At 40.7% G+C, this 21,410-nt stretch carries 19 protein-coding genes; 5 read left to right on the top strand and 14 right to left on the bottom strand.

Annotation, left to right across the window (positions count from 1 at the left end):
* Window positions 1-4 precede the first annotated feature (4 nt).
* The 5 genes from M3O96_RS04565 (at window position 5) to M3O96_RS04585 (ending at window position 4,759) form a co-directional block, all read left to right on the top strand.
* Window positions 5-1,306 (top strand): cryptochrome/photolyase family protein, encoded by a 1,302-nt coding sequence (locus tag M3O96_RS04565; protein ID WP_249719117.1) that lies wholly within the window; start codon window positions 5-7, stop codon window positions 1,304-1,306.
* The gene (locus M3O96_RS04570; RefSeq protein ID WP_249719118.1) at window positions 1,303-2,253 is read left to right on the top strand and encodes a Smr/MutS family protein; all 951 of its coding nucleotides are present in this window, start codon (window positions 1,303-1,305) and stop codon (window positions 2,251-2,253) included. The genes M3O96_RS04565 and M3O96_RS04570 overlap by 4 nt, the downstream gene beginning before the upstream one ends.
* A 3-nt stretch (window positions 2,254-2,256) precedes the next feature.
* Window positions 2,257-3,090, top strand: a complete 834-nt coding sequence (locus tag M3O96_RS04575; RefSeq protein ID WP_249719119.1) for a hypothetical protein — start codon at window positions 2,257-2,259, stop codon at window positions 3,088-3,090.
* Between the two features lie 77 nt (window positions 3,091-3,167).
* Window positions 3,168-4,163 carry a bestrophin family protein gene (locus tag M3O96_RS04580; RefSeq protein ID WP_249719120.1) on the top strand — a complete coding sequence of 332 codons (996 nt, stop codon included), beginning with the start codon at window positions 3,168-3,170 and terminating at the stop codon, window positions 4,161-4,163.
* A gap of 44 nt (window positions 4,164-4,207) precedes the next feature.
* Entirely contained in the window at window positions 4,208-4,759 is a 552-nt protein-coding gene (locus M3O96_RS04585; RefSeq protein WP_249719121.1) for a GNAT family N-acetyltransferase, read from the top strand.
* A 69-nt stretch (window positions 4,760-4,828) separates the two neighbouring features.
* Here the strand turns inward: M3O96_RS04585 and hisIE are convergent, their stop codons facing one another.
* The 14 genes from hisIE to M3O96_RS04655 all read right to left on the bottom strand — a co-directional run.
* Window positions 4,829-5,437, bottom strand: coding sequence for a bifunctional phosphoribosyl-AMP cyclohydrolase/phosphoribosyl-ATP diphosphatase HisIE (hisIE, locus tag M3O96_RS04590; protein ID WP_249719122.1), 609 nt, complete (start codon window positions 5,435-5,437; stop codon window positions 4,829-4,831).
* A 422-nt stretch (window positions 5,438-5,859) separates the two neighbouring features.
* Window positions 5,860-6,615, bottom strand: a complete 756-nt coding sequence (gene hisF, locus M3O96_RS04595; RefSeq protein ID WP_249719123.1) for an imidazole glycerol phosphate synthase subunit HisF — start codon at window positions 6,613-6,615, stop codon at window positions 5,860-5,862.
* Window positions 6,616-6,842: 227 nt separating this feature from the next.
* Entirely contained in the window at window positions 6,843-8,261 is a 1,419-nt protein-coding gene (locus tag M3O96_RS04600; protein ID WP_249719124.1) for a Glu/Leu/Phe/Val family dehydrogenase, read from the bottom strand.
* Between the two features lie 54 nt (window positions 8,262-8,315).
* Window positions 8,316-9,413, bottom strand: a complete 1,098-nt coding sequence (locus M3O96_RS04605) for a serine hydrolase domain-containing protein (RefSeq protein ID WP_249719125.1) — start codon at window positions 9,411-9,413, stop codon at window positions 8,316-8,318.
* A gap of 77 nt (window positions 9,414-9,490) precedes the next feature.
* Window positions 9,491-10,174 (bottom strand): ABC transporter ATP-binding protein, encoded by a 684-nt coding sequence (locus tag M3O96_RS04610; protein WP_249719126.1) that lies wholly within the window; start codon window positions 10,172-10,174, stop codon window positions 9,491-9,493.
* 281 nt (window positions 10,175-10,455) lie between these two features.
* A complete protein-coding gene (locus M3O96_RS04615; protein WP_249719127.1) occupies window positions 10,456-11,715 on the bottom strand; it encodes an ABC transporter permease in 1,260 nt (419 codons plus the stop codon).
* A complete protein-coding gene (locus M3O96_RS04620; RefSeq protein ID WP_249719128.1) occupies window positions 11,712-12,797 on the bottom strand; it encodes an efflux RND transporter periplasmic adaptor subunit in 1,086 nt (361 codons plus the stop codon). The genes M3O96_RS04615 and M3O96_RS04620 overlap by 4 nt, the downstream gene beginning before the upstream one ends.
* 65 nt (window positions 12,798-12,862) lie before the next feature.
* Window positions 12,863-13,648, bottom strand: a complete 786-nt coding sequence (locus M3O96_RS04625; protein WP_249719129.1) for an SDR family NAD(P)-dependent oxidoreductase — start codon at window positions 13,646-13,648, stop codon at window positions 12,863-12,865.
* A 587-nt stretch (window positions 13,649-14,235) separates the two neighbouring features.
* Window positions 14,236-16,371, bottom strand: a complete 2,136-nt coding sequence (locus M3O96_RS04630) for a S9 family peptidase (protein ID WP_249719130.1) — start codon at window positions 16,369-16,371, stop codon at window positions 14,236-14,238.
* A 262-nt stretch (window positions 16,372-16,633) separates the two neighbouring features.
* The gene (locus M3O96_RS04635) at window positions 16,634-17,788 is read right to left on the bottom strand and encodes a baeRF3 domain-containing protein (RefSeq protein ID WP_249719131.1); all 1,155 of its coding nucleotides are present in this window, start codon (window positions 17,786-17,788) and stop codon (window positions 16,634-16,636) included.
* 227 nt (window positions 17,789-18,015) lie between these two features.
* The gene (locus M3O96_RS04640; RefSeq protein WP_249719132.1) at window positions 18,016-18,159 is read right to left on the bottom strand and encodes a hypothetical protein; all 144 of its coding nucleotides are present in this window, start codon (window positions 18,157-18,159) and stop codon (window positions 18,016-18,018) included.
* A 32-nt stretch (window positions 18,160-18,191) separates the two neighbouring features.
* Entirely contained in the window at window positions 18,192-18,713 is a 522-nt protein-coding gene (locus M3O96_RS04645; RefSeq protein ID WP_249719133.1) for a YceI family protein, read from the bottom strand.
* A gap of 3 nt (window positions 18,714-18,716) precedes the next feature.
* The gene (locus M3O96_RS04650) at window positions 18,717-20,291 is read right to left on the bottom strand and encodes a hypothetical protein (RefSeq protein ID WP_249719134.1); all 1,575 of its coding nucleotides are present in this window, start codon (window positions 20,289-20,291) and stop codon (window positions 18,717-18,719) included.
* Window positions 20,292-20,536: 245 nt separating this feature from the next.
* Window positions 20,537-21,410 (bottom strand): hypothetical protein (locus M3O96_RS04655; RefSeq protein ID WP_249719135.1); only part of this gene is annotated, 874 nt, incomplete at its 5' end.

The following is a 21,410-nucleotide window of genomic DNA, read 5'->3' on the forward strand; positions in this document are numbered from 1 at the left end:
AATTATGGAAAAAATCAGCCTATTTTGGTTCAGGAGAGATTTGAGGTTGGAGGACAATACCGGTCTGTATTATGCTTACATGCATGAGAAAAATGTCTTGCCACTCTTTATTTTTGACATCGATATTTTAGACAAACTCGAAGACAAGAATGATGCAAGAGTTGGATTTATCCATTCGCAAATCTTGAATCTGAGAGAGGAATTTAAAAAATTCGGAAGTACGATTTTGGTAAAATATGGGAAGCCTATTGACATTTTCCGCCAACTTTTAGCAGAATTCGACATTCAGAATGTCTATACTAACCGCGACTACGAGCCCTATGCAAAAGTACGCGACCAATCCATCAAAGACTTACTAAAAGAAAAAGAGATTCAGTTTTTGGACTTCAAAGACCAAGTCATCTTCGAAAAGGAAGAAATCGTCAATGGCAGCGGGGAATTTTACAAAGTCTTTACACCTTACAGCAGAGTGTGGCTAGAAAAATTCAGCAAAGCAGCTATCCAACTTTTGCAGCTTGATCCTAATAAAAACAACTTTTATCAGTCACCTCCACTACCTATCCCGAGTCTATCGGATATGGGTTTTAAGAAATCTGACATCCAAATTCCATTTTTGGATATAGACAAACCTTTGATCCAAAAATACGATTCACTCCGGAATTTCCCAGGAATCAAGGGAACCTCAAGGCTTGGAATTCACTTAAGGTTTGGGACCATCAGCGTCAGAAAACTTGCTCTAGAAGCCTCAAAACTCAATGCAACATACCTCAATGAATTAATCTGGAGAGAATTTTATATGATGATCCTCCACAATAATCCCCGAGTGGTAAATCAAGCTTTTAAACCACAATATGACAAAATACCTTGGAGGAATGCTGAGGAAGATTTTGAGAAATGGTGTGAAGGCCGGACCGGTTATCCGATCGTAGACGCCGGCATGCGGGAGCTTAATGCCACCGGTTTTATGCACAATAGAGTAAGAATGATAGTCGCCAGTTTTCTCACCAAACATCTTTTGATTGATTGGCGATGGGGAGAAGCGTACTTTGCTGGGAAATTGTTGGATTTCGAATTGTCTTCCAACAATGGAGGTTGGCAATGGGCCGCAGGAACGGGTACGGATGCACAGCCTTATTTCAGGGTTTTCAATCCAGAATCCCAAACCGAAAAGTTTGACAAAGACCTCCTATATATTAAAAAATGGGTACCAGAATATGGGACATCCGATTATCCAAAGCCTATGGTCGACCACAAATTTGCACGGGAAAGAGCCATAGAAACATACAAAACAGCATTGAACACATGAACATAGGAGACAAAGTCCGTTTGCTTCACGGCAACGAACAAGGAGTTATAGTAAAAATATCCGCAAGCGGACGGGTGGAAGTGGAGATCGAAGACGGGTTCCGTATCCCTGCAATGAAGAATGAGATTGTAGTCATTTCCAGTGCTGAAAAGCAATATTTCGGCGAGTCTAAGGAAATTGTGGCCGACCAGCCTAGTTCCTTTTCGAAGATCAAAACTTCAAAAGAAGATGGCTTGTTTCTCGCTTATCTTCCTCTCAATGACAAAGACCACAGCATCTACATTAGCAATAATACCGACCGGGACTATCTCCTGATGGCTACTGAAGTCTATGGCGGCAATGGACAAACCATTTTTTCAGGATTGATCAAAAAGAAAATTTCCCAGAAACTGGGCGAAAAATCCATCCACGATTTTGAGGAATGGCCGATGCTATTGGTACAGTTTTTCCCCATCCATCCCAAAATCGAGAAGATGGAACCTTCTTTTGAGAGAAGGCTAAAATTTAAGGCTTCTTCCTTTTTCAAAAGCCGTGGAACTGCACCTATTTTGGACAAAAGTGGCTATGTGTTCAAGCTTTCAGATCAGACTAAAGAAATTGACATCCAAAAACTAAACGAACAGCTAAACACGGAAAAAACCATTCCGGTGATTAAATTTCAAAAGCCACCAAAAGAAATTGACTTACATATAGAGCAGCTGACAAAGGATTTTTCACAAATGAGCAATACCGAAATGCTCCGTCTTCAGATAGAGACTTTCGAAAAAAATATCAATTACGCCATTGCCTCCGGTATGGATGAAATCACCTTTATCCATGGAATAGGCAATGGCGTACTTCGAAAAGAAATACACAAGTATTTGAGCCATTTGGGAAATATTAAGTATTTTCAGGACACACAAAAAAGCCGGTTTGGATACGGTGCAACTTTGGTCAGAATCTCTTAAGCCATGCAAGGAAAGGTTTCCCCCATTTTCAGGTTGTTTACCCAACAGTTTGAAGACGCAAAATCAGCTTTTTTATCCTTGAGCAAGAGGTACAGGGGGAAAAAATCCGGTGAATTGGAGCAAAAAATGATTTTCCTCGAAATCTACGTGGAATTACTTTCTCGAATTCATTTCAAAGAAGAAAACCTTAAGTTCGTATTATTTACTCCTTTCAAAAAAATCTTCAAAGGGCTCAAGAAAACCAAGCACCTCAAAATGATCATGAGGCAAATGGAGGCAGTCAAAATGAAGGACAATGTCGTGTTCAACTCCTACACAAAAGCGCTGGAAACAGAAAAAAACAAAATTTATGCTGAGGTGTATGATTTAATTTTATCAGCCCCATTGCAGATTTGGGAGGAACTATTTGAAGCAGTCTATCAGTACAGCAAAAACCTAAAGCCATTGATGATCAATACAGCAACTACTCAGATCATCAGTGAGGAGTTGGAATATTTTAACCTTGACAACAAAACGAAACTCGACACCAAAGCACTCAAGGACATATATGAAGGTATCCGGACCATTACCGCTTTGGAAAACCTCCGGATTGAATCCGGCTTCAATCCGATTTTTGTCAAAGAAGTACATGAGAGGATGAGCGAACTACAGAAAGACCTTTTGGTATGGTATGAAAACCATCTCTTTTTGCAGCATTTGACAGGGTTTTTAACTGACAAAGAAAATATATCCAAAAAATACATCGACCTATTAGCTTCCCTCCAACAAAATAAAAAATCAAATACCGCTAAAGTTGAATTGAAGTGTAGGGAATTGTTTGAAAGGATTTTAGAATAAAAATCAAAATCAATTCATAAATCCAAATGAACCTATGTAGTACTCGATTACTTTTAAACTAAAAAAGCCAGTCAGATATGTATGTAAATAGAAATTACAGCTTGAAGATGACCTTCAAATGGTCCAGAAAACCTTTTTACTATGGAGTTGCTTATGCCGCCGTTATTACCATCCTTTACCAGATCACTGAAATCAAATTTACCCTGCCTTGGGAACCCATCAGCATCATAGGCATTGCGGTTTCGTTTTACCTAGGTTTCAAAAACAACTCCTCCTATGACCGTACATGGGAGGCTAGGAAAATCTGGGGAGCTATCGTCAATGACAGTAGGACATTTGCTACAGCAGTCCTGACATTATTAAATGAGATTCCAAACGAGAACACCGAAGAAATAAAAAAAACCATCATCTACAGACATTTGGCATGGGTAATCTCCCTAAGACACATGTTGAGGAACCCAAAAACCTGGGAGCATAAGTTTGGTCCAAAAAACATCGTTTTCGTTCCTACTTATGCCGAAATCCTGAAAAATGGTCTCGATAAGGAACTGGAAGTATACCTGTCAGAATCTGAGCTGCAGCATTTCAAAACCAAATCAAATATTCCCTCTCAAATCCTCAAAAGACAATCAGATGTTATCAACGAATTGAGACTAAAGGGATTAGTCAGTGATTTCAAACAAGTTTGGTTTCACCAACTGATAGGCAGACTTTATGACAATCAGGGCATGTCGGAAAGGATCAAAAACTTTCCCCTTCCCCGGCAATATGCCTCAGTTGCCCTTTGGATGACCTATGTTTTTTGTGCACTGATCCCCTTTGGGTTGTTAGACATTTTTTTGAAGTCAGATGAGCTATGGTTCTGGATGACGATTCCATTTTCAGGAATGATCATTTGGATTTTTTTCCTGATGGAAAGAATTGGGGATTACTCCGAAAATCCCTTTGAAGGTGCCTACAATGATGTACCTATTTCGTCCATCACCAGGGGAATAGAAATCGATTTGAGAGAAATGCTCAACGATGAAAATATTCCTAAACCTTACCCCGTGGAGAATGGGTTTTTGATGTAAATTCACGGCATCACGGACAGCCAGAATTCCGTGGTTCCATTCTTATGTCCCTAATTTTCAAAACCGCCGAAACCTATGAGGAATTTGTAGGCATCCTTGACCTGCAGCAAGAAAACCACATCAAAAACTTGGATTCCCTTGATCAGGGATTCGTCTTTGCGGAGCATAGTGTAGAAGATCTTTGGAAGATGAGTTCCTATGCACCACATATCATTGCAAAAGATGACGAATATGTCGCGGCCTATATCCTCGCGATGACGGTGGATTGCAAAGAAGACATTGAGATGTTGATCCCCATGTTTGAAGAGTTTGACCAATTGGAATACAAAGGTGTTCCGCTTTCGGAATACAATTACCTCGTCGTCGGGCAAGTCGCTGTGGACAAAGGGTATCGTGGACAGGGGATTTTTGACCAATGCTATGAATTGTACAGAGAAGTCCATGGGGACAATTTCGATTTTGCCATCACAGAAATTTCCGAGCGCAACTATCGTTCCCTTGCAGCCCATTACCGCGTCGGTTTCCGCGAACTCAGCCGCTACCCCAATGCCGATGGAGAAGAGTGGATTATTGTGGTGTGGGATTGGATGGAGTGAGATGGAATGGACTACAGCGAAATTTGCGTCCCCCTCAATTAATTACTCTGTTTTTTTGAAGGATACTTTTTATTTCCCCCTATGCCTCTTAATCAGCACTTCCATCACTTCATCGAGTTCGATTTCTTTTGCTTCGAGGAGGATAAGGTAATGAAAAAGCAGGTCGGCTGCTTCTCCTAAAAATAAGTCTTTGTTGTCATCTTTGGCTTCAATCACGATTTCGACTGCTTCCTCTCCTACTTTTTGAGCGATCTTGTTGATGCCTTTTGCAAAGAGCGATGCTGTGTAAGATTTTTCTGTTGGGTTGTTTTTGCGGTCTTTGATGATGTCCCTGAGTTGGTCGATGAAAAGTGTTTTACTTTTATTTTCTTCAGCAAAGCAGGTATCATCTCCTTTGTGACAAACAGGTCCGACAGGATTGACCCTGACCAGAAGTGTATCATTATCACAATCGAGTTTTATTGATTTGAGCATCAGGAAGTTGCCGGAGGTTTCCCCTTTGGTCCAAAGCCGCTGTTTGGTCCGACTGTAAAAAGTAACTTTTCCGGTAGATATGGTCAGGTCCAAAGACTCTTGGTTCATGTAACCAAGCATGAGGACTGCACCTGTCACTTCATCCTGTATAATCGCTGGCACGAGTCCATCTACTTTGTCAAAATCTATATTTAGGTTATTCATTACTATTTTCTTGTAATATTTAATTTTCTGATATTCTGAAATAAGGTAGAAATAAGGTGGAAACAAGGTAGATATAAATAGAAATAAGGTCAATAGGTGAAGCTTATTTCAATTGCTTTCGCAAAGCATATTTCTACGTTATTTCAGTTTTATTTCCATTTATTTCGCAAAGCATATTTCAACATTATTTCAGTTTTTATTTCGCGAAGCATATTTCAACTGTGTTTCTTTAAACAGATATAAAGTGGAAATAAGGTAGATATCAATAGAAATTAGGCCAGGCGGAGAAGCTTATTTCAATTTATTTCGCGAAGCATATTTCTACGTTATTTCAGTTTTATTTCCATTTATTTCGCGAAGCATATTTCTACCTTATTTCGGTTTTTATTTCGTGAAGCGTATTTCTACTATATTTCATTTATTTACTTCCTTATTGAGATTCCCTCACTGGTTAAATAAGCTTTGAGTTCAGGAATTGGGATCTCTTTAAAGTGGAAGATACTTGCAGCTAATGCAGCATCTGCCTTGCCAAAGGTAAATACATCTTTGAAATGTCCGCTATTTCCCGCCCCACCGGAAGCAATGACTGGAATCGAAAGCATCGAAGAAATCTCTGCGGTAATCTCATTGGCAAATCCCCCTTTTGTACCGTCATGGTCCATAGAAGTCAGTAGGATTTCTCCAGCACCACGGTCACAGACTTCCTTTGCCCATGCTTGGGTTTGCAGTATGGTCGGCTTTCTCCCCCCATGGGTATGGACAAAGTCTATCCCATCCAAATTTCGGGTATCAATTGCTACGACGACACATTGACTGCCAAATTCCTGCGCCATCTCATTGATGATCTGAGGATTGTTGACAGCCGCTGAATTGATGGAAATTTTGTCCGCACCGGCGTTGAGCAGCACTTTTACATCTTCTACAGTGGAAATTCCACCTCCTACGGTAAATGGGATATTGATGGCTTTCGCAATCTTGGTAACCAACTCGGCCAAGGTTTTTCGCTTGTCGACTGTGGCGGTGATATCCAAAAATACCAGTTCGTCGGCCCCTTCATCAGAGTAAATCTTGGCCAACTCTACCGGATCTCCTGCATCGCGCAACTGGACAAAATTTACTCCTTTGACTGTTCTGCCGTCTTTGATATCAAGGCAGGGGATTATTCTTTTTGTTAACATTTTTTTAAGACAAAATACAGGAGACTTGAGACAAGAGACAAAAGAGCCCAGTAATAAAAGGCATGAATCTAGAGCAAAAGATTTGAGCCCCGAAATGGAGAATTGAGTCAAATGATTCACTCAATTATTAAAGTTTTAAAAGAAGTTCGGTCTCAACTTTTCAACCTTGAAACCTTCCTAACTTTCAAATTTTTTAATTAACCTTTCTTCCTTTTAACCAAAATCGATCATGGGAAAATTCCCAAATCCATGTAGCTGACTGAGATTCTTTCCAATGCCAATATAAATCCGGCAGTCCGGAGACTTTTGATGTTTTTTTCTTGTCTCACTTTATTCATGGCATGATATGCATTGACCATGGTTTCTTCCAAACCGGAAAGTACCAAGTCCCTTTCGGAAGCACCTCTAATCAGTCCTTCTTTTTCATCATCTGTAAATTCCTCTCCGGTTGCATTTTCGATCGTTCCAAGAAGCTTTCTGTATTTTTCTTGGTCATATCGTTTTTCGAGTTTACCGAAAGAGACGCGGGAAAGGTTTTTGAGCCATTCAAAATACGAGACTGTAACCCCACCGGCATTCAAGTACATATCAGGTATAATCATGATCCCTTTTTCAAGAAGAATTTTCTCAGCTTCTTGGGTTACCGGTCCATTTGCAGCTTCTCCGATGATCTTGGCTTGGATCTTGGCAGCATTATCTTTTGTGATCTGATTTTCTAAGGCTGCAGGCACTAGGATATCACAGGCATAGGTCAGCAATTCTTTACTTTTCTCGACAAATACTCCCGATGAATACCCTTTGAATCCACCTGTTTGGGTTTGGTATTTTTTCAAGGACTCAATATTGATTCCCTTTTCATCGAAGATTCCGCCGTTCCATTCTGCGACTGCGATCACTTTCGCTCCAGCTTCACTTAAGTATTTGGCAGAATAAAATCCGACATTACCAAGACCTTGGATGATTACAGTTTTTCCTCTCAGTCCGGTACTCAAACCAAGTTTAGCCATATCCTCAGCTACACCCACAGCCTCTCTGATTCCAAAATAAACACCTTGCCCTGTGGCTTCTGTCCTACCGTCGATCCCGTGTTGGGAAAGGGGCTTGCCGGTCACGCATCCTTTGGCATTGATGACTTCGGGATTAAAGGCCTCATAAGTATCGACAATCCAAGCCATTTCTCTTGCACCCGTTCCGTAATCAGGAGCCGGAACATCGATAGCCGGACCGATAAATTTTTTCTTGATCAATTCGGAAGTATATCTTCTGGTAATCCTTTCGAGCTGGTTGGCAGTATATTTCTTTGGATCCAAGCTTACCCCACCTTTAGCACCTCCAAAAGGCACATTCACCAAGGCACATTTGTATGTCATCAGAGCGGCAAGACCCTTCACTTCTTCCTCATCCACATGGTCACTATATCTGATTCCCCCTTTGCAAGGGAGTTTATGGTGGGAATGCTGGATTCTGAATCCGGTGAGAGTTTCATATGTCCCGTCATCGTTTCGGATAGGGAAATGAAATTTGTATATACTGTTACACTCTTTGATTTGCTCCAATAATCCCGGATGAATATCCATGTGCTTGGCAGCTTCGTCCACAAACCCACAAACATCCTGAAATAAACTGTATTCGGTCTTTTTGATCATAAAAACTGGTATTTTGGTTACGGGTCGAAGATACAAATCATTTGACTGAAGTCCTTAATTGGCAGGAATGATATTTCTCAAGATTGCCCAGATATCATCCAAAAAAGTAAAAGGTACCAAAACCTGGTCGGGGCTTTCTCCCATCCGCACTAGCACGAGATTTTGTGAAGGGATCACGCAAACGTATTGTCCATCTTTGCCCATGCCACAATACATATCATCTGGAGCATTTGGTGCATAGGATCCGGGGACTTTGATTTGAACAGTCGGAGGCATAAAAGAGTCTGTGCCATTCAGCCACCAAAGATAGCCGTAGCCTTGGTTGATATTTTGGGAGGGGCTGACCATGTCTTTTAGGAAGTTTTTGTCTTTGATGATGCTTTCTCCATCCCAGTCACCATTCGCCAAAATCAAAAGCCCAAATCTCGCCATCGATCGGGCATCGCTGAAAAAAACATTGTTGAATTCGATCCGCTGCCATGCTCCGGTCATACCAATTTTTGACCCGAGTTTTTCATTGAAATATTGGGGAAAGGTTTGCCCTGTTCCACCTTCAATCACTTTATCCAAAAGCGTGTAGGGAGCATTGTGGTATGCCCACCTTGTGCCAGGTTCAGCTTTATAGCGGAGCGCCTCCGGCGAAAAATTATCCCGACTAGCCACTCCATCGTCCAAGCCGGAGGTCATGGTCAACTGGTGCCAGACTTTGATTTTGACTTCTTGGGTGGGAGTTAAAGATGTCCAGCCTTTTCCCATATAATCAGAACTTGGTTTTTGGATGTCCAGCTTTCCTTCTTCCTGTGCGATTCCTATCAAGGTTGCGGTGAGGGTTTTGCCTGCCGATGCCCAATACCACAATGAATTTTGTTCAAAAGGCTGCCCTCCTGTGATTTTGGTACCAAAATATTCCTCGACGACTATTTTCCCATCCTTAAGAATGATGAATGCACGGGAACTGTTGCTTTTTAATAATTTCTTTAGGTCTTCCAGTTTTGCCAAGTCCCAATTGAGAGAAGCCGGAGTCATGGATTCCCAAGTATTTCCGGATATTGGCGGGAAATACAAAGCAGATGGGTTGGGATAAGGGGTTTCTTTTTCTGTGCAGGAAAATAATATTGCCAAAAAAAAGAGTAAAAGGTGTGAATTTTTCATGGGTGTAGAGATAGATTTTTTTTAAAAAAGATGTGTTCATTAGACAGCGCTACCCAAATCTGGTTTAATTCGAGAAATTACTGCTTTATAATATATCCGTCCTCCATTTCGATAATTCTATCTGTGCCGGCAGCAAATTCTGCATCGTGGGTGACGATGAGCATGGTCTGCTTGAATTCCTGTGCCAGCTCTTTGAAAATATTGAAGACGATATCTGAGTTTTTTTTGTCAAGATTGCCTGTCGGCTCGTCGCCCATGATGATGAGAGGATCATTCATCAGGGAGCGTGCGATGGCGACCCTTTGTTTTTGCCCACCGGAAAGTTGGTTCGCTTTTTTCAGTGCATGGTCCTGCATGTCAAAAATTTTCAGCTTCTCCATGGCGATGTGTTCGAGTTCGTGCCGGGATTTCTTGTTGAGTTTCAGGCCGGGAATCATGACATTTTCCAAGACAGAAAATTCATTGAGCAAATAGTGGAACTGGAAGACGAATCCGATTTTTTCATTCCGGATTTTGGAAAGATAGCTTGGGCTTTTTCCGGTAATCACCTCCCCGTCAATAGATAATGTACCTTCATAATCCGTATCCATGGTACTGAGGATATAAAGGAGGGTAGATTTGCCACAACCTGATTTTCCCATGATGGACACGAATTCTCCTCTAGTCACTTTAAAAGTTACCTCTTTCAGCACCTGGGTTTTATCAGGGCTGTAAAAGTATTTGTTTACTTTTTGTGCTTCGAGGACAGGGGGTTCCTGCATGTTAGTGGTTGTAGTTATTGAGTGGTTGTAGTTGTTGTAATGGTTGTCTGCTTCGCGTTGTCAGGTTGAGAAGTCGGTATTCTAAGTGAAAATGATTCTCATCAACAAAGACTTCAGCTTGTCACCTCGACGAAGGAGAGTCTATTTTACATTACTTTCATTTATTAAAAGATTTCTCAGTCGTACCTCCTTCGAAATGACAAGTGTAAGCTCTTTCTTGACTTACCGCTATAATACTATCTTTTCTCTCGTCTCTCGCTTTTCCCCTCTTGGCTCTCCCCTCACTTTCCCCTAATTATCTCCACCGGATCGACGCCACTTGCCTTGCGAGCAGGGAAATATCCCGCAAAATACGTCGTCACAATACTGAATATCGCCGCAATGATATAATACTTGGGATTGAAATCCACCGGAAAGGTCTTGACCGTCGGAAGTGCCTCCGTCTCAAAAGGGATCCGCTCAATTCCCAAACCTGCCATAAACCCGAGTATCAATCCGATAGAGCCTCCTACAAAACCGATAGTCAGGGCGATGGTGATGAAAATATTATTCACATCCCTACCTGAAAAGCCAATGGCCTTCAGGATGGCAATGGTATCCATTTTCTCATAAATCATCATGTTGAGGATATTGTATATCCCAAAACCTGACACTATCAGCAAAGTAATCCCTACCGCATAGCTGATCAAAGTCCTGATATTCGTACCTGTTTCAAACTGTGCATTTACAGTCTGAATATCATCGGCATCGATCCCAAAGATATCACGGTAGTCTCGTGCCATAGCAGGAGCAAGGTTAAAGTCCTTCAATTTGACCTGGATATCAGTCACATATGAGGCCGTTTCTCCAAGCATTTTCTGTACGGTGCCAATGGAGGCGTAAGATTGCACATTGTCAAGATCACCCAAACCTGATTGGTAATAACCCACTACCTTCAACTGCACCCTGTTGCCCTGAGAGGTAGTCGCTTGGATGACATCCCCGATTTCGGCCATCATCCGATCGGCAGCGCCTTTTCCCAAAATAATGCTGTTGGAGGTGTTTTTCAAATCAATATAATTCCCAACTGTCACATAATCTGTGAAAGCAAAAAGCTTGCTCTCGGCTTCAACGTCTATACCATTTATGACACCGGTGATGTCAATGGTCCCGACATTGTAAAAAACCTGTGCGGAGAGCTTTGGTGCCACACCCAATACCCTTGGATCTTCTTCAAGTGTTCTGATAATGGCCTCATTGTTATAGATGCTCAGGCGGCTGGCAGCGGGTTTGACTGACCTGATGATATTGTAGAAGTTACTGAATTCATCAGTAAGGTCTATTGGCTGGTTCACCGACGGTTTGATTTCATTGTAAAAACGGATATGGGGTGTGCGGTTGAGAATCAGTCCATCCAAAAGTTTATTCAATCCATTCATAAATCCCAATAAAGCGACAAACATCGTAATGCTAAAAACAACCCCTACTGCAGCTATCATGGTTTGTTTGAACCGGGCAAGCATCAGCGCCTTGGCTATTTCTAAAATGAGAGAAATTTTCATTTGGTAGGTTTGATTACGGCAGTTGTCTCAACTATTCCTTCCAATATTTCTGCTTTTTGTAGATCCTTGAGTCCCAATTTGACAGGCAAAGTGTCTCCTTCAGCATTGATGACAAAGCCATCATCCAAAATATACGACCTTGGCAATATCAACGCGTTTTCTTTCACCTCTATCACAATATTGGCTTCCAAAGTAAGGTTAGGGTACAATACAGCAGGAGCATTCACAAAAATCCCTTCCACCAAAAAGCTTTTCGACGCTTCATTCATCAAAGGATTGATCTTGAACACCTTTGCTTCGAAAGTCTCTCCTCTATAACTGTCCATGGTCACGACGATCTTTTGTCCTAGTTTTACCTTGACGATATCGTATTCATCCACCTGCATCTCGAGAATAAATTGGTCCGCACTTCCTAAAATCGCCAATGGTGTCTGTGCATTGACCATTTCTCCCTTTTCTTTGAGCAGGTCATACACCCTGCCATTTACCTCACTTTTCAAGATCAGGTCACTTTCTAAAGCCCTGGAGATGGAAAGGTTTTTACCAGCACTTTTCTCATTGTATTCTATTTCCCTTTTGACATCCTGATAGTTCAGCTTGGCACTTTGAAGTGCATTTCGCGAATTTTGAAAGGCCAATTGCCTCTGTTCCAAATCTACTTCGGAACCTACCCCCTGATCTTTTAACCTTTTTTGTCTTTGGTACAGCAATGAATCGTTTTGCCAAATATTCTCTGCGTTCTTAATACTATTTTCCAACTCTCTCAGCCGGGTTTGATTCGCTTTTAGGTCTGCGTATGCCCGTGTCAGTTCGGCACTTTCCCTATTTAACCTGGCTGTCTCGTTGTATATCGCCAAGATGGGGCTTCCAATTTTTACCGAGTCTCCTTCACTCACAAATATTTCCTGTACAATCCCGTTGGCATTAGCAAAGGCCTGATATTGGTTTTGTGCTTTGATGAGACCGGAGGCATAGACGGATTCCGAGATATTTTCTCTTTTTGGATTAACAGACTCTTGGGAAGAATCACAGGAAAAAATCAAAACAGATAAACCTAAAAAAATAGCACTAAAATATCTCATATCAGACAGGTTTGATGACTTGAATTTACAGGATTATTACAAATTACAAGTCATAGCCCTTCTATTTAATTCCCCATTTTTCCGATCATCCACTCACCCAAATTGGGGAAATGTTGACCGAAAAAAGCGATTAATTTGCCATGTCCGGTAAAGACAAAAGATTTTTTCCTCTTTGAAATTGCATTGACCATAACCCGGGCAGCTTTTTCTGTCGGCCACATGAGGTTTTTTGGTCTTGGGTCTATAATTTCAGGATGAAACACGCCGTCATTGTCCACCCTCGTGATATTGGAATCTACAAATCCCGGATGGATTACCGTACAGCTGACACCTGTTCCTTTCAATTCCAACTGCAAAGTCTGCCCAATAGAACGGACGGCAGCTTTGGATGCGCCATAGGCACCGGTTTTGGGATTGGGAACATAAGCGGCCACACTGCCAATAAGCACCAACCTCCCCTTAGTTGCTTTCAAATGAGGAATAGCAGATTTGGCTGTCATCGCTAGTCCCGTGACGTTGATATCCAACTGTCGACGCAATTCTTTGGCAGTCAGGTTCTCGATTAATCCATAGACCCCATATCCTGCATTGGCAACAGCCACATCCAAGCGCCCATAGTGGCTGACAATATCCTGAACAGCTTTTTCGATTTCAGATTCCTCAAGGACATCACAGGGTACCAAAAAACCTTCGGCCCCTAATGCCTTTACCTGTTGCAATACTTCTTCCAGTTTATCAACACGTCTTGCACTTAGGGCTACTTTTGCCCCCTGCTTGGCAAATTCCAGGGCCATGTATTTCCCCAATCCTGAGGAAGCGCCGGTAATCCAGATGATTTGGTTTTGGAACATATTCAAATTTTGAAATAAGGTAGAAATATTTTATGATACGAATTAGTATTGGATGATTATTTTGAAATAAGGTAGAAATACATTGAAATACAATTGAAATAAAAAAGGACCAACCATTAGATATTAATTGATCCCGATAACTATCGGGATAGATATTAGTTGATATTGGATGGCTAAATTGAAATATGGTAGAAATACATCGAAATATAATGGAAATAAAAAAAACCAATTCCTAAAGATATCTGATACTGATTGATATTAGATATTAGTTGATATTGGATGACTAAATTGAAATAGGGTAGAAATACATTGAAATAAATTGAAATAAAAAAGCATCAATCCTGATTTAAAGGATTGATGCTGAAATTATTTCGCCGAAGGCATATTTCCAATGTATTTCGCTCTAAGTCAAAACTTCAATACTGAGAGAACTTTAAATAGAGCATATTTCAAAAAAAAGAAATAAAAAAGCACCAATCCCCATAAAAAGAATTGGTGCAAAAATTATTTCGCCGAAGGCATATTTCTACGTATTTCGCTCTAAGTCAAAAACTTCAAAACAAAAAGCACATCAAATTGAGCTTATTTCATTTCGAAATCCCAAGAATATCAAAAACAAAGGCATATTCCAAAGCCAACTCCTTCAGACTTTCAAACCTTCCACTTGCACCGCCATGTCCCGCGTCCATATTAGTTTTGATAAAGAGACGGTTATTGTCTGTCTTTTTGGTTCGGAGAAGTGCTACCCATTTTGCAGGTTCCCAATACTGGACTTGTGAATCGTGAAGACCTGTTGTGGCAAGAATATTAGGATAATTTTTTGCCTCTATATTATCATAAGGAGAATAGGAAAGCATGTATTCATATTGCTCCTGAATGTTTGGATTGCCCCATTCTAGCCACTCAAAGGTGGTCAATGGAATCGTCTCATCCATCATTGTCGTGATCACATCCACAAAAGCAACCTGTGCTACTATACCCCGATAGAGCTCTGGAGCCATGTTTGTAATAGCTCCCATCAACAATCCACCGGCACTTCCACCAGAGGCAAAAAGCTTGTCTTTTGCGACATATTGGTTGTCCTGAAGCCATTTGGAGCAATCGATGAAGTCATTAAATGTATTCTTCTTGTTCATCATTTTGCCATCCTGATACCAATCCCCGCCCATTTCCTGACCTCCACGTACATGCGCAATGGCATATACAAATCCCCGATCCAACAGGCTCAATCTAGAGCTGCTGAAGTAAGCATCCATAGAGGCTCCATAAGAACCATACGCATAAATCCATCCAGGTGAAGTGCCATCTTTTTTAAATTGGTCAATTCTATAAACAATGGACATCGGGATTCTCTTTCCATCACGGGAAGGAACCATGATCCTTTCTGTCTTGTAATTGGATTTGTTAAAATCCCCTAAGACAGGCTGTTCTTTCATCAAGGTTTTTTCCTTGGTTTCCATGTCATAGTCGTAAGTCGAATTTGGCGTGGTCATGGAAGTGTAGGAATACCGCAAAGTCTTGGAATTAAACTCAGGATTATAACCAATATTTGCCGAATAAGCCGGTTCGTCGAAAACCATCTGATGCTCCGACTTATCGGCCCATTTGATGATTCGGATATTGGCAAGTCCTTCTTTGGTCTCCTGAACCGCATAAAAATCTTTGAAGTATTCTACATTTTCCAAGAAAATATCTGCCCTGTGGGGTATCAAATCTTTCCAATTAGAGACAGAAGGATCTGCAATAGGCGCTTCGGCTAGGCGGTAATTGACTGCATTAAGGTTAGTGTAAATATTGAATTTGTCCCCACCGGCATGGTCCACACTGTATTGGACATTGTTCTGCACAGGAGCAATCAACTTAGGTTTGCCTGGATTGTCTGCATCCATAAACATGGCGTAGGAGGCATCCGTACGGCCTGAACCGATGATGATGTATTTTTTCGATTTGGTTTTACCCACTCCGCAGCTCAGTGTCTGATCTTTTTCTTCAAATACCAATTCATCTTTGGAAATATCTTGACCAAGGATATGTCTCTTAACCTGAAAATTCCTAAGCGTCACAGGATCCGGTATGGAGTAGAAAAAGGATTTGTTGTCATTGGTCCATGTTGCGGAGCTTCTGATATTTTCAATCTTGTCAGGAAGCATTTCTCCTGTACGGAGGTCTTTGATCATGACGGTGTAGAAATTTCGCCCGACGGTATCCATAATGATGGCGGCGAGGTTGTGGTCAGGACTGACTGAAGTGAAAAAGTTGAGAAATGATTTTCCTTTTCCCAGTTCATTTCCATCCATGATGATTTCTTCTGCACCTTCGAGAGAGCCTTTTTTCCTTGCGTAAATCGGATACTCTCCTCCTTCAACATAGCGGGTGTAGTAATAATAATCGTCCAATCTGTATGGAACAGACGAATCGTCTTCTTTGATCCTTGCGCGCAATTCATTGAACAACTGCTCCTGAAAGCCCTTGGTGTGTGCCATCATGGTATCGAGATAGGCATTCTCTGCATTCAGGTAATCGATGACTTCAGGGTTTTCACGGTCATTGAGCCAATAATAATTGTCCACTCTTTTGTGTCCGTGTTTGGCGGTGATTTCAAATGGTTTGACGGTAGCCAAGGGTGGTGCTACATCCGGCAAAGTTGATTCCGGTTTTTCCGGGGAACATGCGATACTCATTCCTGTGAGGATAATTAGAAAGTTTTGGATTGATTTATTCATGGTTGCTGGGGAATAAGCAGTAAAGATAATGAAATCATGGTACTGAATTCAGTCTAATTTACAGTGAAGAACAGTAGGGAAGTTAGGCTTTACAGACGACGATCGATTGGCTATACTTTTCTGAATCGGATCCACCAAATAGAATATAACGGCTAAAAAAACCCCTACTCATCTAATTGAGAAGAAGAATAGGGAACAAAAAAACATGGGAATCCGGCTTAAAAAGCCAAATCCCCATTTTAGATAAAACTAAATACTTTGATTAGTATCGATAAATAGCAGCAAGGCCTGTTTCAGAAGGCATTTTGTCTGCAGGAAGCACCATTACTTCTCCACCCATTTTGATCACCAACTCACCCAAATCATCTAACAAATCATCAACCTTAGGATTATCAATGCTCCTATTTTGTGCATTTCCGGTTACAAAGTTGGTAATTCTCATGGCTATAATTTTATCAGCCTCCACCAAAAGTGTGTCAATCCGACCTTCCGTAGCAGCTTGGACTACTTCTTTGATGTCACTGCTTCCCTTGCCATTGGCATTTGCCTGACCAAATGAATCTGCGAGTTCATTCAATTTTTTCAAATAAATAGGCTCCATTATTTCCCAAGCCATAGTCGCCATTTTCTCAGTATCGATAGCTGAAGGATTTATCTGAATTCCATCTGGTAAGAGATGGGCATTTTTGCTTACTTCTCGGAAAGGATGATGATGTTCAGTCAATGCTGCCAAAATTAAAGGCAAACCGATTGGTTTGGAGTAATATTGCTCAACGTGTTCGCTTGCAAATCGGAAAAATTTTTCTGTATCCACATCGACTTCGTCTTTTTTACTCCCATGTCCGTGGTGCATATTGGAACTTTCACCGCTGGCCCCGCCATATGAAGCTACTGTGAGGTGTTTATCAGTCAACTCTGAACCAAGAGCTTCTTCTATTGTGGTGGGGATTACCGCCGAAATGTCAATTTCAGATAATGAGAAGCGATTTCCTTCAAACAATTTCATTTCATGTCTGTTTAAGGCCAAAACGTGAAAACGGTCGGAAGACTGTAAATATTTCCTCAAAGGTTTGGTGTGAAAACTATCAGCAACAATCGCCAATTCTTCCACAGGAATTTGCAAGCCGACAATTTCCAACAGATCTACAGAGCTAAAAACTGCCAATCCTTCAAGGGTTTGGTTCCACACTTCGGGATCATGGATGAGCTCTTCCAATGGAGCAAGAAAAGCTTTAGTTTCATCATTTGAATATTTTTTTCGCAAAGAATCCTCCATTGTTTTTAAAAGATTCTTGAATCTGATGGGATCTTGAAGGTTATCAGGATGGCTTCGATGTGTGGGCATATACAAGGAAAGACACGTCTCATCAGTTTTAGCCAATAAGCCCTGAACCAATTTTTTGGTTAGTAATTTCATAATATGATTTATTGCTTTAATTCCGGGACTTCATTCAGAATTAGTGCTCTCCTGAAATATCTTGTATAAAGAATACCGGAAATTGACCAATAAAGGTATGATTCCCCGAATGTCTAAGCGTTACTGAAATTTTGAAAATTGTTACACAATTCCTTTACAATCATCAAAATCCCAAAAAATTTAAAAATGGCTTTTTGAGTGGTGACCCATCAAACTTACGAATCGCTTTAATCTAGAAGCGGGATATTTCTTGCCCTTAAAGGGTCATTGGACATGTGAGACCCAATCAGGTGCGGTGTTGATTTTTGCCGAAGGATAAAACTAAGTTGAGCGACATGGTGCTGCACATGTCTGAAGTCAGTTTTATACATTTTTCCGGAGGGACCTAAAATCGAATAGCAATTTAGAAGTTGATATTTACCTTCACTTTAACCTCATCACCAAGGACAATGCTACTTTCACCAATTCCATAATCCAATCTGTTGATTGTGAAATCACCAATCAACTTCTTGGTATTTCCTTTAGAAGTTAGCATAAACGGTATTTCTATTTCTTTCTTCACCTCCTTGATCGTAAGATCGAACACTCCCATATAACTTCCTTTTCCTTTGGTGGTGATTTTTTTTGACGTTATCAAAATTTCAGGAAATTTATCTACATGGAAATATTGTCTTCCCTGCAAATGCTTATCCCGGAGCTTAATGCCTGTATCCATGCTCACAGGATAGGCGACTCCTTTAATCGAAGATTCATCTAGTCTTTTTGGGTCAAAGGATATTTCATACTCCCAATCTGAAATAGTGCCTTCTACTGTAATTCCTGCATTTTTGATCTCAAATACAATCGGATCAGATCCTTTTTCTTTTTGGCAAAAAGCCTGAAATTGAATCAGGAAAACGAGGGAAATAAGAAAATTCACATTCATGGATCAAAGGGATTTTAGATAAGCGATAAGTGCCTTTTTATCTTCAGCATCCAATTCCATCCCAAACTCATGCCCTTTGACCGCTTTGGTCTTGACATCATGTGGCTTGAACCCCGTGGGAACATAATCATCTTCCAATCTTACCGGATTAAAAAGGTCCTCTAAGTTGGCCAACGAAGCATCATGAAGAAAAGGTCCTCTGTACCACAAACCCAATAAAGACGGGACTTTGTAATAGCCTGTTCCCCTCCTTGTCTTCATCGTGTATCCATGGTCTGTACCCACCGAGATGTCGAAGATGTCGTATCTATCATAATGATCCTCAGGTATTTCAAAACCATCAGCTGGGGTCAGTTTGTTATTGGTAAACAAAGGCGGGGTATGACAAGTCACGCAACCCTGCTCGGCAAAAATGATTTTTCCTTTTTCACTCAATTGAGAAGCTTGATTCGGGTTTATAGGCGGACTGAGTGAATACACATATTTGGCAAGCGCATAAAGCTGTGCATCTGAGTGCCTATCATAGGTTCCCGGAAAAAAGATAGGTTCACCGCTATTGAGTCTTTCTTTGGTAAGGCCAATGGAATTGTAATCCCCATAGAAATTCAGAAAGTCCAAAGCCTGATTCATGGCGATATAGCGCATCATGTCCTCGATATTCCTATGTTGTCCTAGTCCTCCGTGGTCCAAGTATTTTCTGTCCTTGACCCCTATCAGATTTGGTGCTTGTGGCGGAAAAAGGATACTTGTTCCCTGCCTGCCAAATGCTCCTTCGGGAACAGCCCGATAAGCTGCCAAAATAGCTTCTTTTCCACTTGCCAATAATTTACCATGTGGATCCCCTTCTGCAAAAGGACTTCCAAAAAGGATATTGGTAATCCCCTGCACTCCCCTTTCAGAGGCTCCGTCAGATTCCATGGCAAAGGCAAAAGCCTTATCACCAGGCCAGTTACCTTGTGCACCTTTGAGCAAAGAACCATCATCCATCACCCGGGTATGGCACATAGCGCAGGAAAGATTACCCAAATAGACTTTTCCCTTTCCAGCCACCACCCATTGGGCAAAGGGCATAATGCCCTCAGGTGTCAAAGGCATGTTTGTCTTAGCGTAAAAATCTTTGTTCCTTACATGTTGTGTATTGATCAACGCACCCAAAGTGTCAATAGGATAGCCAAAAAGCAGTTCTCCTGCCTTGATATAATCTTCCTCTGTTACCAAAGTTGATTGGTCCAATACGATTTCAGCCTCCTGCTGATGAAGCCATTCCCAATAGCCTTCCGGTTCGTGGTCAGGATGATAGACCGGATAGGTTTTGTAAACAACTCTTTCAGGAAGGTTGTAGTAAAATTCCTCGGAAACAGGTTTTGCGGAAAATTCAGGATTGGAATTGGGAAGTTCCCAATCTTCCATAGCTTCATCGGTCCATACTTTGGGAATTTGAATTTTTATCTCATCTGCCCACCCAACAATTTGATCCGGTAATTTCCCTCCCCATAAAAGTGGAAAGACAAATATTGGCCAATAAATGAATGAGGAGATCCTTAACTTTTTTAATAATTGATCAGTTTTGAATTTCATGCTTTAAACATTTATTAAACATAGAATTGCGGAAAAGACAGTCCTTTATCATTTAGACTAATCGTAAAAAGGACATCCAGATACCTGATTCATGCTGGATGTCATTGCTTTATAATTCAAGATATAAAAAATTCATTAAAAAGTAGTCACTAATAAAATGGAGGAAGGATTGCATTAATACAAACTTGTTTTGTCCTTCTCATAATTCGATTTACAAAATTGAACAAAGAAGATTGTTCTTAATATCACTTCCGCTTTCCATTATTCACTCCAAAACCAAACATTGGTAGAAAGCTTACTTGGCTTTCTTGGTAATATGATTTTTCCAAATCTGCTACATACCCCAAACCAAGTTCTACATAGAATCTTGAAAAATGCCCTCTAAATACAATTCCTCCAAACAAGGATTTGTCAAAATTCCGGTTGACGTACAGATTATCTATCACCATTCCCATTTTTTTACTGAACTGAAGACTTGCTCCCAAATTGAAAAATGGTCTTTGAAAAAAGCCTTGATCAACCTGATTACTATAATAATAGGTTGGAGCCTTGAAACTATCACCAAATCCAAACCCAAATGTCAAGTTATTTCTATCATTGCCTACCGTGTGGTTAGAAAATACTCCATAAAAGGCCGACTCGGAATCCGGCCATTTACCTACGGTTGCTCCTAGGTTAAAATTATAATTCCCGCCAATTTTCCCAAAAGAATATCTAGGCGTAATCTGATACCCAAAATAGATCTCATTAGAGAAAATACCGGGTGCCCATAAAAAAGCTCCTGATGCAGTAAATCGATCTGTGATCCCAACATTGAATTGATTGAACAAGAGGTAAATATTCTGATATTCAAACTGGCCTTTTTCCATAGATTTTCCTGTAGGGGTCAATAAGTTTCGATGTGAAAAGTGCCCCTTAAACTGCACTGTGCTGTCCAGATCTTGTGGTTCATCTGTTTGGACAATTTTTATTTCTTTCAGTTCTTTTGATTGACTGACATATTTGGAACTATCAAATGGAATTAAGACAGGATTGCCGAGAACATTAATCCTTAAAATCAAATTGATCCAAATAATTAATATTAATATCCTTTTCATAACTAGTCTTCGTTGAATTTTA

This window comes from Aquiflexum sp. TKW24L (assembly GCF_023502205.1).
In the GTDB taxonomy this organism is placed as follows: Bacteria; Bacteroidota; Bacteroidia; order Cytophagales; family Cyclobacteriaceae; genus Cognataquiflexum.

Excerpts from the sequence above, each read along its gene's own strand:
- M3O96_RS04565 (WP_249719117.1), top strand. The coding sequence starts at position 5 with ATGGAAAAAATCAGCCTATTTTGGTTCAGGAGAGATTTGAGGTTGGAG.
- M3O96_RS04570 (WP_249719118.1), top strand. The coding sequence starts at position 1,303 with ATGAACATAGGAGACAAAGTCCGTTTGCTTCACGGCAACGAACAAGGA.
- M3O96_RS04575 (WP_249719119.1), top strand. The coding sequence starts at position 2,257 with ATGCAAGGAAAGGTTTCCCCCATTTTCAGGTTGTTTACCCAACAGTTT.
- M3O96_RS04580 (WP_249719120.1), top strand. The coding sequence starts at position 3,168 with ATGTATGTAAATAGAAATTACAGCTTGAAGATGACCTTCAAATGGTCC.
- M3O96_RS04585 (WP_249719121.1), top strand. The coding sequence starts at position 4,208 with ATGTCCCTAATTTTCAAAACCGCCGAAACCTATGAGGAATTTGTAGGC.
- hisIE (WP_249719122.1), bottom strand. The coding sequence starts at position 5,437 with ATGAATAACCTAAATATAGATTTTGACAAAGTAGATGGACTCGTGCCA.
- hisF (WP_249719123.1), bottom strand. The coding sequence starts at position 6,615 with ATGTTAACAAAAAGAATAATCCCCTGCCTTGATATCAAAGACGGCAGA.
- M3O96_RS04600 (WP_249719124.1), bottom strand. The coding sequence starts at position 8,261 with ATGATCAAAAAGACCGAATACAGTTTATTTCAGGATGTTTGTGGGTTT.
- M3O96_RS04605 (WP_249719125.1), bottom strand. The coding sequence starts at position 9,413 with ATGAAAAATTCACACCTTTTACTCTTTTTTTTGGCAATATTATTTTCC.
- M3O96_RS04610 (WP_249719126.1), bottom strand. The coding sequence starts at position 10,174 with ATGCAGGAACCCCCTGTCCTCGAAGCACAAAAAGTAAACAAATACTTT.
- M3O96_RS04615 (WP_249719127.1), bottom strand. The coding sequence starts at position 11,715 with ATGAAAATTTCTCTCATTTTAGAAATAGCCAAGGCGCTGATGCTTGCC.
- M3O96_RS04620 (WP_249719128.1), bottom strand. The coding sequence starts at position 12,797 with ATGAGATATTTTAGTGCTATTTTTTTAGGTTTATCTGTTTTGATTTTT.
- M3O96_RS04625 (WP_249719129.1), bottom strand. The coding sequence starts at position 13,648 with ATGTTCCAAAACCAAATCATCTGGATTACCGGCGCTTCCTCAGGATTG.
- M3O96_RS04630 (WP_249719130.1), bottom strand. The coding sequence starts at position 16,371 with ATGAATAAATCAATCCAAAACTTTCTAATTATCCTCACAGGAATGAGT.
- M3O96_RS04635 (WP_249719131.1), bottom strand. The coding sequence starts at position 17,788 with ATGAAATTACTAACCAAAAAATTGGTTCAGGGCTTATTGGCTAAAACT.
- M3O96_RS04640 (WP_249719132.1), bottom strand. The coding sequence starts at position 18,159 with ATGTATAAAACTGACTTCAGACATGTGCAGCACCATGTCGCTCAACTT.
- M3O96_RS04645 (WP_249719133.1), bottom strand. The coding sequence starts at position 18,713 with ATGAATGTGAATTTTCTTATTTCCCTCGTTTTCCTGATTCAATTTCAG.
- M3O96_RS04650 (WP_249719134.1), bottom strand. The coding sequence starts at position 20,291 with ATGAAATTCAAAACTGATCAATTATTAAAAAAGTTAAGGATCTCCTCA.